General features: G+C 62.0%; 11 protein-coding genes and 1 tRNA gene. 9 read left to right on the top strand and 3 right to left on the bottom strand.

Translation table 11 applies throughout. The features are described from left to right. The first annotated feature begins 19 nt into the window (after positions 1-19). The 3 genes from HNO79_RS01240 to HNO79_RS01230 all read left to right on the top strand — a co-directional run bounded on the left by HNO79_RS01240 (position 20) and on the right by HNO79_RS01230 (position 3,805). Positions 20-1,201, top strand: a complete 1,182-nt coding sequence (locus HNO79_RS01240; protein WP_200410428.1) for a phosphoserine transaminase — start codon at positions 20-22, stop codon at positions 1,199-1,201. A 77-nt stretch (positions 1,202-1,278) separates the two neighbouring features. Then, positions 1,279-2,430 carry an ATP phosphoribosyltransferase regulatory subunit gene (locus HNO79_RS01235; RefSeq protein WP_110507013.1) on the top strand — a complete coding sequence of 384 codons (1,152 nt, stop codon included), beginning with the start codon at positions 1,279-1,281 and terminating at the stop codon, positions 2,428-2,430. 85 nt (positions 2,431-2,515) lie between these two features. Next, the gene (locus HNO79_RS01230; RefSeq protein WP_214164294.1) at positions 2,516-3,805 is read left to right on the top strand and encodes an adenylosuccinate synthase; all 1,290 of its coding nucleotides are present in this window, start codon (positions 2,516-2,518) and stop codon (positions 3,803-3,805) included. Positions 3,806-3,978: 173 nt separating this feature from the next. On the opposite strand, the gene rpoH is transcribed toward HNO79_RS01230, so the two are convergent. Together rpoH and HNO79_RS01220 are read right to left on the bottom strand one after the other, a co-directional pair. Beyond that, the gene (gene rpoH, locus HNO79_RS01225; RefSeq protein WP_010513897.1) at positions 3,979-4,881 is read right to left on the bottom strand and encodes an RNA polymerase sigma factor RpoH; all 903 of its coding nucleotides are present in this window, start codon (positions 4,879-4,881) and stop codon (positions 3,979-3,981) included. A gap of 243 nt (positions 4,882-5,124) precedes the next feature. Beyond that, entirely contained in the window at positions 5,125-6,096 is a 972-nt protein-coding gene (locus HNO79_RS01220) for an RluA family pseudouridine synthase (RefSeq protein WP_214164295.1), read from the bottom strand. Between the two features lie 48 nt (positions 6,097-6,144). Here HNO79_RS01220 and HNO79_RS01215 point away from each other — a divergent pair, with 48 nt between their 5' ends. Both HNO79_RS01215 and HNO79_RS01210 read left to right on the top strand, forming a co-directional pair. After that, the gene (locus HNO79_RS01215) at positions 6,145-6,504 is read left to right on the top strand and encodes a hypothetical protein (RefSeq protein WP_214164296.1); all 360 of its coding nucleotides are present in this window, start codon (positions 6,145-6,147) and stop codon (positions 6,502-6,504) included. Positions 6,505-6,560: 56 nt separating this feature from the next. Beyond that, positions 6,561-6,636 (top strand) — tRNA-Glu (locus tag HNO79_RS01210). Between the two features lie 200 nt (positions 6,637-6,836). Here the strand turns inward: HNO79_RS01210 and HNO79_RS01205 are convergent. Continuing rightward, the gene (locus HNO79_RS01205; protein ID WP_010513894.1) at positions 6,837-7,175 is read right to left on the bottom strand and encodes a hypothetical protein; all 339 of its coding nucleotides are present in this window, start codon (positions 7,173-7,175) and stop codon (positions 6,837-6,839) included. A 51-nt stretch (positions 7,176-7,226) separates the two neighbouring features. Here HNO79_RS01205 and HNO79_RS01200 point away from each other — a divergent pair, with 51 nt between their 5' ends. The 4 genes from HNO79_RS01200 to HNO79_RS01185 all read left to right on the top strand — a co-directional run bounded on the left by HNO79_RS01200 (position 7,227) and on the right by HNO79_RS01185 (position 14,175). After that, complete coding sequence (locus HNO79_RS01200) at positions 7,227-8,306, top strand: glycosyl hydrolase family 8 (protein ID WP_214164297.1); 1,080 nt, start codon at positions 7,227-7,229, stop codon at positions 8,304-8,306. After that, the gene (locus HNO79_RS01195; RefSeq protein WP_244987388.1) at positions 8,303-9,331 is read left to right on the top strand and encodes an endoglucanase; all 1,029 of its coding nucleotides are present in this window, start codon (positions 8,303-8,305) and stop codon (positions 9,329-9,331) included. Before HNO79_RS01200 ends, HNO79_RS01195 begins: the two co-directional genes overlap by 4 nt. Before the next feature lie 190 nt (positions 9,332-9,521). Beyond that, positions 9,522-11,759 (top strand): UDP-forming cellulose synthase catalytic subunit, encoded by a 2,238-nt coding sequence (bcsA, locus tag HNO79_RS01190; RefSeq protein ID WP_010513890.1) that lies wholly within the window; start codon positions 9,522-9,524, stop codon positions 11,757-11,759. Continuing rightward, entirely contained in the window at positions 11,746-14,175 is a 2,430-nt protein-coding gene (locus tag HNO79_RS01185; protein WP_244987387.1) for a cellulose biosynthesis cyclic di-GMP-binding regulatory protein BcsB, read from the top strand. The genes bcsA and HNO79_RS01185 overlap by 14 nt, the downstream gene beginning before the upstream one ends. The last annotated feature ends 2 nt before the right edge of the window (positions 14,176-14,177 follow it).

Below are 14,177 nucleotides of genomic sequence, written 5' to 3'. Positions count from 1 at the left end.
CCGTGTCGCGAACAGGACGATGTCTCCCTTGCCTGATGCCCTTACTGCAAAGCCGTCCGTACGGCCTGCCAATCCGTGCTTTTCTTCCGGCCCCTGCGCGAAGCGTCCGGGCTGGTCGCTCAACGTCCTGTCGGATGCGCTGGTGGGGCGCTCGCACCGTTCGACCGAAGGACGCGCACGGCTGAACGAGGTCATTACCCGTTCAAAGGCCATCCTTGGCATGCCCGAGGACTGGGTGCTGGGCATTGTGCCCGCATCCGATACGGGTGCGGTGGAAATGGTGCTGTGGTCCATCCTGGGCACCCGCCCGGTGGACGTGCTGGCGTTTGAAAGCTTTTCCGCCACCTGGGCCAACGACATCATCGCGCAGCTGAAACTGTCCGATGCCCGCGTGCTGAAGGCCGATTATGGTGAAATTCCCGATCTGGCGCAGGTGGACTGGGCGCGCGACGTGGTGCTGACATGGAACGGCACGACATCGGGCGCGCGCCTGCCGTACGATGCTGCCATTCCCACGCAGCGCGACGGGCTGGTGATCTGTGATGCCACATCCGCCGCCTTCGCCATGGACCTGCCGTGGGAAAAGCTGGATGTGGTCACATGGTCATGGCAGAAAGTGCTGGGTGGTGAAGCAGCCCACGGCATGCTGGCCCTGTCGCCGCGTGCGGTGGAGCGACTGGTATCCACGCCTGCCCCCCGTGCGCTGCCCAAGATATTCCGTCTGACCAACAGCAAGGGCCTGATTGACGGCATTTTCCGTGGCGACACGATCAACACGCCGTCCATGCTGTGCGTGGAAGATGCACTGGATGGCCTGAAATGGGCTGAAGGCACTGGTGGCCTGAAGGGATTGATCGCCCGCAGCGAAGCCAACCTTGCCGCCATTGCCGAATGGGAAGCGGGGTCCGACTGGGCGCAGTTCCTTGCCCCCAACCCGAAGCACCGTTCCAGCACGGCCATCTGCCTGCGTATTGTCGCCCCGTGGTTTACCGCGCTGGACCATGCGGGCCAGACGGCGGCGGCCAAGAAGATCGTGTCCCTGCTGGGGCAGGAAGGGGTGGCGATGGACGTGGGCAGCTATCGCGACGCGCCGCCAGGCCTGCGGCTGTGGGGCGGGGCCACGGTGGAAACCGCCGACCTGCGGGCCGTCCTGCCCTGGCTTGACTGGGCGTACGCGCAGGTGCGCGCCCGGCACGCCTGATTCCTGCTTTTCCATGTCTGACCCGTCATGCCCTGCCTGCCACAGGGGGGCATGATGCCGCACGATAGGCCCCTGATATGACAGATGACCCGCCGTTCAATCCCGCGCTGCTGCCTGCAGGGTTCGTGGACAGGCTCCCCCCCGAGGCCGAGGCCGAGGCAGCGGGGGTCGAGACGCTGATGCGCGTATTCGCGGCCCACGGGTATGACCGCGTGACGCCGCCATTGCTGGAATTCGAGGAAACGCTGCTATCGGGTTCCGGTGCGGCCGTAGCGGAACAGACCTTCCGCCTGATGGACCCCGACACCCGACGCATGATGGCGCTGCGGCCCGACATGACGCCGCAGATCGCGCGCATTGCCGCGACACGGCTGCCTGATGTGCCGCGCCCCCTGCGTCTGGCTTATGCCGGGCCGTGTATCCTTATGGACAGTAACCGTGGCGATGGCGAACGCCAGATTTCGCAGGCGGGGGTCGAACTGATCGGTCCCGACCAGCCGGAAGCAGATGCGGAAATCGTCGCCATCGCGGCTGAATGCCTGGCCACACTTGGGGTGCAGGGCGTGTCTTTTGACCTCACCATGCCTTCCCTGACCACGGCGCTGGTTGATGCGGGCCGGTTTGACGGACATGTGCGCGGCATGCTGATGCGTGCGCTGGACCGCAAGGATGCCGCCGCCGTGGCGCGGCATGGTGGGGAACTGGCGCCGGTCCTGATCCGCCTGCTGCATGCCGCGGGGCCGGCCCATGGGGCGCTGGCGGAACTGGCGGCGGTGGACCTGCCGCCCGTGGTGCGTGCCCATAGCGTGCGGCTGGCGGCAACCGTTGCCGCCATTGAGGCGCGCGTGCCCGGTATCCGCCTGACGGTGGACCCGGTGGAATTCCGTGGCTGGCAGTACCATACTGGCGTATGCGTCAGCGTATACGCCGCGGGCCAGCGCGAAGAACTGGGCCGGGGCGGTCGCTACCTGTCCAATAATGACGAGCCGGCCTGTGGGCTGACCCTGCGGCCCGACATCATCCTGCGCGCGGCTCCGCCGCTGCCGTGCCGGACGCGGGTGTTCCTGCCGTGGGGGACGTCGCCGGAAGTGGGGGCCGCCCTGCGCGCCGGGGGCTATGCCACGGTCAGCGCGCTGGGGGATGAAGGTGACGCAGGGGCCGAGGCACGACGCCTGTCCTGCATGCTGGTGGTGGTTGATGGTCAGCCCGTGCCGGTGGATGGTATCTGACTTTATTTCGTTAATTATCTGATAAACAAGGTTTTTCCGGCTGGTCGCCTTTATTCCGGTCGGGCAGCATAGCAAGGAGCATGAAATGTCCAACGTCACCGTGATCGGCACCCAGTGGGGTGACGAGGGCAAGGGAAAGATTGTGGACTGGCTGGCCAGCCGGGCCGATGTGGTCGTGCGTTTCCAGGGTGGCCACAATGCGGGCCATACGCTGGTGGTGGGCGATCAGACCTACAAGCTGTCCCTGCTGCCGTCCGGGCTGGTGCGTGGCAAGATGGGCGTGATCGGCAACGGCGTGGTGGTTGACCCCGAGGCGCTGCTGAAGGAAATCGACCGCGTGACGGCGCAGGGCCTGAAGGTCACGCCCGAGACGCTGAAGATTGCTGAAAACGCGCCCCTTATCCTGCCCGTGCATGGCGCGCTGGACCGTGCGCGTGAAGCAGCGCGTGGCGACCGCAAGATCGGCACGACCGGCCGTGGCATCGGCCCGGCCTATGAGGACAAGGTGGCCCGTCGCGCCATCCGCCTGTGTGACCTGGCCGAGCCGGAAACGCTGGACTGGAAGCTGGACGAACTGCTGCTGCACCACAACACCCTGCTCAAGGGACTTGGGGCGGATACGTTCACCAAGCAGGAACTGCTGGACTTCCTCAATGGCGTGGCGCCCCGTGTGCTGCCCTTCATGGCGCCGGTATGGGACCTGCTGGATGACAGCCGCCGCAGCGGGGCACGCATCCTGTTCGAAGGCGCACAGGCGGTGATGCTGGACGTGGATCACGGCACCTATCCGTTCGTGACCAGTTCCAACACCGTTGCCGCCAATGCGGGGACGGGTGCAGGCGTGGGGCCGACCAGCATCGGTTTCGTCCTGGGCATTGCCAAGGCGTACACCACCCGCGTGGGTGAGGGGCCGTTCCCCAGCGAACTGCATGACCAGATGGGCCGTACGCTGGGCGAACGCGGCCATGAATTCGGCACGGTTACGGGGCGTCCGCGCCGCTGTGGCTGGTTCGACGCCGTGCTGGTGCGTAGGGCGGTGCGCGTTGGTGGCGTGAACGGCCTGGCGCTGACCAAGCTGGATGTGCTGGACGGTCTGGATGAAATCAGCATCTGCGTCGGTTATGAACTGGATGGAAAAAAGATCACGGCTTTCCCGTCGGCACCCGGCGCGCAGCAGCGTATCCGTCCGGTGTTCGAGACGATGGAAGGCTGGAAGGACAGCACCAAGGGCGCGCGTTCGTGGGCTGAACTGCCTGCGCAGGCGATCAAGTATGTCCGTCGGATCGAGGAACTGGTTGAAGCGCCGGTAACCCTGCTGTCCACCAGTCCCGAACGTGATGACACCATCCTGATGCGCGACCCGTTCGAAGACTGATTGCAGGGTCATAAAAGTTTTTGGGCGCCGCCTTTTTTCGAAAAGGCGGCGTTTCCTGAAGCTTTTTGAAAAAAGCTTCACCAAAAACGTTTCGATTAAGGCCGGTACAGACAAAAAGCCCCGCAACGCCAGAAGCGTGCGGGGCTTTTTTTATCGGGAAGGCTGTCGGGTGGTCAGGCCTCGGCCTGTGCCGTGTGCTGCGCGCGACGGGAGGCGACTTCCGCCTTCATCGCGGTCTGAACCTTTTCAAAGGCACGGACCTCGATCTGGCGCACGCGTTCGCGTGAGATGTTGTAGACATGCGACAGCTCTTCCAGCGTCGCCGGTTCGTCCTTGAGGCGCCGTTCGGTCAGGATATGACGTTCGCGGTCGTTCAGGGATTTCATGGCGTTGGCCAGAAGCGCCTGCCTGCCGGAATATTCCTCGCTCTGGGCAAGGGTTTCTTCCTGGTTGTCATTGTCATCAACCAGCCAGTCCTGCCATTCCCCTTCGCCATCCATGCGCAGCGGCGCATTCAGGCTGTGGTCGGGGGCGGCAAGCCTGCGGTTCATGTTCACCACGTCCTGTTCGGGCACGCCGAGGGACTGGGCGATCTTGTTGACCTGTTCAGGCTGCAGGTCACCGTCATCGATGGCCTGCATCTGTCCCTTGAGGCGACGCAGGTTGAAGAAAAGTTTTTTCTGCGCGGCGGTTGTGCCGATCTTCACCAGTGACCAGCTATGCAGGATGTATTCCTGTATCGCGGCACGGATCCACCACATGGCATATGTCGCCAGCCGGAAGCCACGGTCGGGGTCGAAGCGGCGGACCGCCTGCATCATCCCGATATTGCCTTCGCTGATCAGTTCACCCACCGGCAGGCCATAGCCACGATAGCCCATGGCGATCTTGGCGACGAGACGCAGGTGGGAAGTGACGAGTTTATGCGCGGCCTCGGTGTCGCCCTTGTCCTTCCAGCGGCGCGACAGGCGAAGCTCCTCCTCGGGGGAGAGCATGGGAAACTTGCGGATATCCCGAAGGTATTTGGACAGGTTGTTTTCGGGACCGGAAATAAGAGCAGAAGCAGAAGAGGCCATTGTAACGGACTCCTGTTCCAGAGGGACGGGACAGCTTTAATCCGGACTAACGTAACCGTTACCGGAAGGGTTGCATCGTCAACTCTGTTAGACGCACGACTGGACATCTCACGTCCCTGTATATGACCCCCGTCATGGGCAGTTTTATACAGGACGTCCAGTTAGCCTGGGGGCGTCGGCCCCGGCGAACAATCACCGAACATAGGCATGCTGGCCGGTTGTGTCAATGAATATGCCTGCAAATCAGGCAATACTGGACAGCAGGTGACGGAAGTCTTCCGGGGGGGCGGTCTCGAACAGCATCTCCTCACCGCTGCGCGGGTGGACAAAGCCCAGACGGCGGGCATGCAGCGCCTGGCGGGGAAAATCCAGCGCCGCGTCCTTTGCCGCGGGGGGCAGGCTGCGTGACGCGGCCGGAATCCGGCGCAGGTAAACCGGATCGCCCACCAGCGCGTGTCCGGCATGGGCGAAGTGGACCCGGATCTGGTGGGTGCGTCCGGTCGCCAGCCTGCATTCCACATGGGCAAGGCCACCATGGAAGGTGTCCAGCACGCGGTAATGGGTCAGCGCCATCTTGCCGCCACCATTGGCAATCACCGCCATGCGCTTGCGGTCGCGCCGGTCGCGCCCGATCGCACCATCGAACGATCCGCTGGCGGGTGAGGGAACGCCCCAGCAGATGGCCTGATACGCCCGGTCGATCCTGCGTTCGGCAAAGGCAAGGGAAAGCGCCTGATGCGCCATTTCGGTCTTGGCCGCGACCATGATGCCCGACGTGTCCTTGTCCAGCCGGTGTACGATGCCCGGTCGCCGTTCGCCACCAATTCCGGTCAGCCCCTCGCCGCAATGGGCCAGCAGGGCGTTGACAAGGGTGCCGTCCTCGTTCCCTGGGGCCGGGTGCACGACCATGCCCGCGGGCTTGTCCAGCACGATCAGGTCGCGGTCCTCATATAATATGTCGAGGGCGATATCCTGCCCCTGCGGTGTGGCGGGGATTGCGGGGGGGATATGAATTTCATAACACATGCCTGCCCGCACGGGTTCCGCCGGGTCCCGCAGTGGGCTGCCATCGCGCAACAGATGGCCGCTTTCCATAAGGGACTTGACGCGTGAACGCGAAAGGCCTTCGACCACATTGGCAATGAAGCGGTCGGTGCGCTGGCCTGCGTCACCGGTGGTGGCGATGACAGGGGCAGGGGGGACAGTGTCATTCATGGCATGTGTCTATCGGAAAAAACGGTATTCGGGAACGGAAAGCACATAATGGAAAAACAGGGATCGCGCGCGCTGCTTGCGGCGGTGATCGGCATGGGAATCCTGCTGTTCATCGGCTCGCTGGCGCTGGTTGGCGTGCTGGTGCACCGGATGATGCACCCGGCCGCTCCCCACCCGGTTGCGGTGGCAGGCGCGACGGTACCGGCCCCCGTCATGGCGGGGCCGGGCGTGCAGGCAGGGGATCTGGTGGTGGAGGAAGCGCCGGGGACGCATGTGCAGTCCGTTACCGCTCGCCCCGATGGGCTGCTGGCGGTGGTGCTGAGCGGTGGGGAAAGCGTAGACCGTGTGGTGCTATGGGATCCTGCCGGCCACCGTATCGTGGCGCGACTGGTTCTGGGGCGGTCCTGACCAATTCTTTCCTTGCATCCCCACGTGTGATCGCATAGAACGCGGCACCGGCCTTTGTCCCGTTCGTCTAGAGGCCTAGGACACCGCCCTCTCACGGCGGCAACACGGGTTCGAATCCCGTACGGGACGCCAGATTACTGGCTGTTTATACCATGGCCGCAGAACGAAAGCCCGCCGCAAGGCGGGTTTTTCGTATGTACTGGACAATTGTCCGCGTTATTTTCATTGAAAAGCAATCAATCTATGGCATGGCGCCGTTTTTCATATTAATATATAATAAAGGCATCTTATATATTTGCCGGGACGCTTTGTGCAAAAAGCATTGATTCATGTCAAATGGCACCGAAATTTAAAAATATTTTCCGTCTTTTAATTTTCGGATAGATGGCAGCATATTGGAACCCGGTCATTTTCCATATTTCTCTTTTGATTTCTGCAGGAATAATCAACGGGATTTTCTGGGGGAGCGTGCTGGCCCGACGTGATAAAAATGCAACTTCACCCCCTTTCCGGTCCGTCAGGGCGCTGGTGGCAGTTTCGCCATTGGGGGGGAAGGCGTTATGCTTCCTTTCCGTAATAAAGTCTGTCTCGTAGTAGCCATGTGTGGCTTGCAGGATGGAGGAGTTTGCGATTAAGGCGTCATGAGTGCGACCGGGCGGGGAGTTGAACACCGGTTTCCGCCTGTGGTTGCATCGGTTCTGATTTCTAGTGTGTGGTGATCAATGCTGTTGGATTTTATGAAGCTGCAGAAACATGTATCCGGGATGGGGCGTCGGTCCTTTCTGTCCGTCATGGCGGCTACCGGCAGCATTCCGTTCCTTTCGGCGGCTGAAGCAGGGGACGGCACGGCGGTGAGTCAGCAGTGGGCCATTTTCCGCAGCAAGTATTTCCATCCCGACGGGCGCATTATCGATACCGGCAATAGCGGCGAATCCCACAGCGAGGGACAGGGTTACGGCATGCTGTTCGCCGCCGCGGCAGGCGACCAGACGGCGTTCGAGGCGATATGGGTCTGGGCGCGCAACAACCTTCAGCACAAGACCGATGCCCTGTTTTCCTGGCGTTACCTGGAGGGACACAACCCGCCGGTCGCGGACAAGAATAACGCCACCGACGGGGATCTGTTGATTGCCCTGGGCCTGGCACGCGCCGGGAAGCTTTGGAAGCGGGCGGACTATATCCAGGACGCTATAAACATCTACGCCGACGTGCTGAAGCACATGACCATGAAGGTCGGTCCCTATACGGTGCTGCTGCCCGGGGCAGTGGGATTCGTTACCAAGGACGCGGTGACCCTCAACCTGTCCTATTACGTCATGCCCTCCCTTCTGCAGGCGTTTGAGCTGTCAGGCGAATCCCAGTGGCAGACCGTGATCGAAAATGGCCTGCGCATCATTGGCAAGGCACAGTTCGGTGAATGGAAGCTGCCGCCGGACTGGCTGTCGATCAACCGGCAGACGGGTAATTTCTCCATCGCAAAGGGCTGGCCGCCGCGTTTCTCCTACGACGCGATTCGCGTACCGCTTTACCTGTACTGGGCGCATATGCTGTCGCCGGAACTGCTGGCTGACTACACCCGGTTCTGGAACCATTTTGGCGCATCTGCCCTGCCGGGTTGGGTTGACCTGACAAATGGTTCGCGTTCGCCCTATAATGCGCCGCCCGGTTATCTGGCCGTTGCATCGTGTTCGGGTCTGGCATCGGCTGGCGAACTGCCCACGCTGGATAATGCGCCGGATTATTATTCCGCGGCGCTTACACTGCTGGTCTATATCGCCCGTGCCGAGGGAGGTGGGATGTGAGTTCAGCCGACAAGGAAGCAGGGACACCGGCGCCACACCGTAATGTGGACATGGACAATCCGCAGGATGTGTCCCGCATGCTTACGACTGGCTATGGTCTGAGCGGGGAAGGCTTTCATTACCATTCCTTCCGGTCCATCGTGCGGGACGCGCCCGTCGATGTCCCCGAAGAAACAGATCACGACGACACGCACGCCTACGCCGAAGAGCATTATGCCGAGCCGGAGTCGTACGAGCCGGCTCCAGCCGCTGCGCCTGCGCCGGAGCCTGAACCGCCTGTCGTCACGCCTGTAGCCATGCCTCCCATTGTGGAGGAAGCACCGCCACCGCCACCGCCACCGCCACCGCCACCGCCACCGCCACCGCCACCGGCCCCGGTTGTGCCGGAAGCCGTGCATGTGCCGCAGCCGCCTGCTCAGCCCGCGCCGCCTGTCATGGAAACGGTCGCGCCGGAACCGCCGCCTCCGCCGGAAACCGTGGTCTCACCCGCACCGCAGCCCAGGCCTGCCGCAACGACGCCGGATGTCGTGCAGTCGGGCGGGCGCGAACGGCGTGGCCTGCCGCCGTTTGTCGCGCCTGCTGCGCCGTCCGCGCCGCCGCGTCCGGCACCCGCGCAGTCTGCTCCCTTCACGGTTGAAGCCCCCGAGCCGGAGGTTGCTGCAACGGATGAGTGGGCCCCCGTGCCCAAGGCGCAGCAGCGCCGTGGACAGCGCCCGACCGGGCCTGGATTCTTTTTTGCCAAGGCAGGCGACCGGACCCAGATGGCCCGGCTGTTCCAGCCGACACCGGTGCCGATGCCCCGGCCTGTTTCCAAACCTGCTTCCAAGGTGACCACGATGACCAAGTTCGACAAGAATTCATGGAATGAAAGCGCGGGACGCCGCCCGGCGCCGACCGATAACTCCCCGACCCTGACCGAAGTGTTCATGACACTGGGGGGACGGGCGACCGACCGTCTGATCCCCAAGCCGAGCCTGCGTGAGGCCCTGCTGCGCAAGCGTGAGGAAGAGAACGAGCAATCCTGATTCCGGCAGGCGTGACCGGTTATGATGGCAGGCCGGTCCGCCACGGGATACAGGGCAGGGGGCCTGGGCCCCGTATGACCCGCGTGCCATGCGGGCCGAAAGGCGACATGACGGACCAGATGCGTCTGACGGTTTTCTTTTGAACGTAACTATCTGTTTTATCAGTATTTATTAATCGGACGAGTTATTGATGTCAGAGGTTCAGTCGTCAGCGCCTGCGGAAAGCTGGTTCGGCCGCTTTTCCAACAAGATACTGTCACTGCGCGGTGCCAGCTATGTCGTTGGGGCGTTGGGGCTTTGCGCCCTGCTTGCCGCAACCATGGTTACGCTGTCGCTTAATGAACAGATGATTGTGGCATTAGTGTGTGTGGCGGTGTTTTTTATCGTCGGCCGCCGCAAAAGCCGTCGTACCCAGGTCTTTCTGGAGGTGTTGTCGGCGCTGGTGTCCCTGCGGTATCTGACGTGGCGGCTGACGGAAACGCTGGATTTTGATACCTGGACGCAGGGCATCCTGGGTGTCACGCTGCTGCTGGCGGAACTGTATGCGCTCTACATGCTGTTCCTCAGTTATTTCCAGACGATTTCCCCCCTGCATCGTGCGCCGCTGCCGCTGCCGGCCAATCCCGATGAGTGGCCCACGGTTGATATTTTCATCCCGACCTATGACGAAGCACTGAGCATCGTGCGTCTGACGGTGCTCGGGGCGCTGGGTATCGACTGGCCGCCTGATAAGGTGAACGTCTATATTCTGGATGACGGCAGGCGTGAGGAATTCGCCCGTTTTGCCGAGGCCTGCGGCGCGCGTTACATCGCCCGTCCCGATAACGCGCACGCCAAGGCCGGTAACCTGAACTACGCCATTAAACATACCACGGGCGATCACATCCTCATCCTGGACTGTGACCATATCCCGACGCGTGCTTTCCTGCAGATCTCCATGGGCTGGATGGTCAGCGATTCGAACATCGCCCTGCTGCAGACGCCGCATCACTTCTATTCCCCCGATCCGTTCCAGCGTAACCTGGCGGTGGGGTACCGCACCCCGCCCGAAGGCAATCTGTTCTATGGCGTCATTCAGGACGGTAACGACTTCTGGGATGCGACCTTCTTCTGCGGATCGTGCGCCATCCTGCGCCGTAAGGCGATTGAGGAAATCGGCGGCTTCGCAACCGAAACCGTGACAGAGGACGCCCATACCGCGCTGCGTATGCAGCGCAAGGGCTGGTCGACCGCCTACCTGCGCATTCCGCTGGCCAGCGGTCTGGCGACAGAACGTCTCATTACGCATATCGGGCAGCGTATGCGCTGGGCCCGTGGCATGATCCAGATTTTCCGCGTCGATAACCCGATGCTTGGCTCGGGTCTGAAGCTTGGGCAGCGTCTTTGCTACCTGTCGGCCATGACGTCGTTCTTCTTCGCCATTCCCCGCGTCATCTTCCTTGCATCCCCGCTGGCCTTCCTGTTCTTCAGCCAGAATATCATCGCGGCATCTCCGCTGGCAGTGGGGGTCTACGCCATCCCGCACATGTTCCATTCCATTGCGACTGCGGCGAAGGTCAACAAGGGCTGGCGGTATTCGTTCTGGAGTGAAGTGTACGAAACCGTCATGGCGCTGTTCCTGGTGCGGGTGACCATCGTCACGATGCTGTTCCCCTCCAAGGGCAAGTTCAACGTGACGGAAAAAGGTGGTGTTCTGGAACGTGAGGAATTCGACCTCACCGCCACCTATCCGAATATTATTTTCGCCATCATCATGGCCCTCGGCCTGTTGCGTGGGCTATATGCGCTGATCTTCCAGCACCTGGACATCATTTCGGAACGTGCGTACGCGCTGAACTGCATCTGGTCGGTGATCAGTCTGATCATCCTGATGGCGGCAATCTCCGTGGGGCGTGAAACAAAGCAGCTGCGCCAGAGCCATCGTATCGAAGCCCAGATCCCCGTTACGGTTTATGATTACGATGGCAATTCGAGCCACGGCATTACCGAAGACGTCTCCATGGGCGGTGTGGCGATCCACCTGCCATGGCGTGAGGTTACTCCCGATCACCCTGTACAGGTCGTGATCCATGCCGTACTGGATGGCGAGGAGATGAACCTTCCGGCCACCATGATCCGCAGTGCCCAGGGCAAGGCGGTGTTTACGTGGTCGATCAGTAACATTCAGGTTGAGGCGGCCGTGGTCCGGTTTGTGTTCGGACGCGCCGATGCCTGGCTGCAGTGGAATAATTATGAGGATGACCGGCCGTTACGAAGCCTGTGGAGTCTGATCCTCAGCATCAAGGCACTGTTCCGCAGGAAGGGTCAGATGATTGCCCATAGTCGTCCCAAAAAGAAACCAATTGCACTGCCGGTTGAGCGTAGGGAGCCAACAACCAGCCAGGGTGGTCAGAAACAGGAAGGAAAGATCAGTCGTGCGGCCTCGTGATATGAAAATGGTGTCCCTGATCGCGCTGCTGGTTTTCGCAACGGGAGCGCAGGCTGCCCCGATTGCGTCCAAAGCGCCAGCCCACCAGCCTACGGGCAGTGATCTCCCCCCCCTGCCTGCAGCGGCACCGGTGGCGCCAGCGGCGCAACCTTCCGCACAGGCGGTTGATCCGGCATCAGCCGCGCCCGCGTCCGATGCGGGAAGCGCCAGCAATGCGGATGCGATACTGGATAATGCCGAAAATGCGGCAGGCGTCGGTACCGATGTTGCAACCGTCCATACCTATTCCCTTCAGGAACTGGGTGCGCAGAGTGCATTGACCATGCGCGGTGCCGCCCCGCTGCAGGGGTTGCAGTTCGGGATTCCGGCAGACCAGCTGGTGACATCGGCCCGGCTGGTCGTGTCCGGGGCCATGTCGCCCAACCTCCAGCCCGACAACAGCGCGGTGACGATCACGCTGAACGAACAGTATATCGGCACGCTGCGTCCCGACCCGACGCATCCGGCGTTCGGGCCGCTGTCATTTGACATCAATCCGATTTTCTTTGTCAGCGGCAACCGCCTGAACTTCAACTTCGCTTCAGGTTCCAAAGGGTGCGCGGACCCGACCAACGGGCTGCAGTGGGCCAGCGTGTCTGAACATTCGCAGCTGCAGATCACGACCATTCCGCTTCCTCCCCGTCGTCAGCTGGCCCGTCTGCCCCAGCCGTTCTTTGATAAGACTGTAAGGCAGAAAGTCGTCATTCCGTTCGTCCTTGCACAGACATTTGATCCTGAAGTGCTCAAGGCTTCCGGCATCATCGCGTCGTGGTTCGGGCAGCAGACCGACTTCCGTGGGGTCAATTTCCCCGTCTTCTCCACCATTCCCCAGACCGGCAATGCCATTGTGGTCGGCGTGGCGGATGAACTGCCTGCAGCGCTGGGCCGCCCGTCCGTCAGTGGCCCCACCCTGATGGAGGTCGCCAACCCATCCGATCCCAACGGCACGGTGCTGCTGGTGACGGGGCGTGACCGCGATGAAGTCATTACCGCCAGCAAGGGGATCGGCTTCGGGTCCAGCGCCCTGCCGGTCGCCAGCCGCATGGATGTGGCGCCGATTGATGTCGCCCCGCGTCTGGCCAATGACGCGCCGTCCTTCATTCCCACCAGCCGCCCGGTCCGGCTGGGTGAACTGGTGCCGGTCAGCGCCCTGCAGGGTGAAGGGTATACGCCGGGCGTGCTGTCGGTTCCGTTCCGCGTGTCGCCCGACCTCTATACGTGGCGTGACCGTCCGTACAAGCTGAACGTGCGTTTCCGCGCGCCGGATGGCCCGATCCTCGATGTGGCGCGTTCGCATCTGGATGTCGGCATCAACAATACCTACCTGCAGTCCTATTCACTGCGGGAGCAGAGCTCGGTTGTCGATCAGCTGCTGCATCGTGTTGGCGTGGGCACCCAGAACGCGGGCGTGGAGCAGCATACGCTGACCATTCCGCCGTGGATGGTGTTCGGTCAGGATCAGCTGCAGTTCTATTTTGACGCAGCCCCGCTGGCACAGCCCGGCTGCCGTCCCGGTCCGAGCCTGATCCACATGTCGGTCGATCCGGATTCGACCATTGACCTGTCCAATGCCTATCACATCACGCGCATGCCCAACCTGGCCTACATGGCCAGTGCGGGGTATCCGTTCACGACCTACGCCGACCTGTCGCGTTCGGCGGTGGTGCTGCCGGATCATCCCAATGGTACGGTGGTCAGCGCGTATCTCGATCTCATGGGCTTCATGGGGGCGACGACATGGTATCCCGTTTCGGGCGTTGATATCGTTTCGGCCGACCATGTCAGCGACGTGGCGGACCGGAACCTGATTGTCCTGTCCACCCTGTCCAACAGTGCGGATGTATCTGCCCTGCTGGCCAACTCGGCATACCAGATTTCGGATGGGCGGCTTCACATGGGGCTGCGTTCCACCCTGAGCGGCGTGTGGAACATTTTCCAGGATCCGATGTCGGTCATGAGCAACACGCACCCGACCGAGGTCGAAACCACGCTGAGCGGTGGCGTCGGCGCGATGGTGGAGGCGGAATCGCCATTGGCGTCCGGCCGCACCGTGCTGGCCCTGCTGTCGGGTGACGGGCAGGGGCTTGATAATCTGGTCCAGATCCTGGGGCAGCGTAAGAACCAGGCGAAAGTACAGGGTGATCTTGTGCTGGCGCATGGTGACGACCTGACATCCTACCGCAGTTCGCCGCTGTATACGGTTGGCACGGTGCCGCTGTGGCTGATTCCCGACTGGTATATGCATAACCATCCCTTCCGCGTGATCGTGGTCGGGCTGGCTGGCTGTCTGCTGGTGGTGGCTGTCCTGGTGCGTGCCCTGTTCCGCCACGCGATGTTCCGTCGCCGGCAGTTACAGGAAGAAAGGCAGAAATCGTGATC

It is taken from the genome of Komagataeibacter oboediens, from assembly GCF_018491655.1.
Classification (GTDB): domain Bacteria; phylum Pseudomonadota; class Alphaproteobacteria; order Acetobacterales; family Acetobacteraceae; genus Komagataeibacter; species Komagataeibacter oboediens.
The sequence above is the reverse complement of the archived record's forward strand: the minus strand, read 5'-3'. Positions and strand labels throughout refer to the sequence as shown.

Excerpts from the sequence above, each read along its gene's own strand:
- HNO79_RS01240 (WP_200410428.1), top strand. The coding sequence starts at position 20 with ATGTCTCCCTTGCCTGATGCCCTTACTGCAAAGCCGTCCGTACGGCCT.
- HNO79_RS01235 (WP_110507013.1), top strand. The coding sequence starts at position 1,279 with ATGACAGATGACCCGCCGTTCAATCCCGCGCTGCTGCCTGCAGGGTTC.
- HNO79_RS01230 (WP_214164294.1), top strand. The coding sequence starts at position 2,516 with ATGTCCAACGTCACCGTGATCGGCACCCAGTGGGGTGACGAGGGCAAG.
- rpoH (WP_010513897.1), bottom strand. The coding sequence starts at position 4,881 with ATGGCCTCTTCTGCTTCTGCTCTTATTTCCGGTCCCGAAAACAACCTG.
- HNO79_RS01220 (WP_214164295.1), bottom strand. The coding sequence starts at position 6,096 with ATGAATGACACTGTCCCCCCTGCCCCTGTCATCGCCACCACCGGTGAC.
- HNO79_RS01215 (WP_214164296.1), top strand. The coding sequence starts at position 6,145 with ATGGAAAAACAGGGATCGCGCGCGCTGCTTGCGGCGGTGATCGGCATG.
- HNO79_RS01200 (WP_214164297.1), top strand. The coding sequence starts at position 7,227 with ATGCTGTTGGATTTTATGAAGCTGCAGAAACATGTATCCGGGATGGGG.
- bcsA (WP_010513890.1), top strand. The coding sequence starts at position 9,522 with ATGTCAGAGGTTCAGTCGTCAGCGCCTGCGGAAAGCTGGTTCGGCCGC.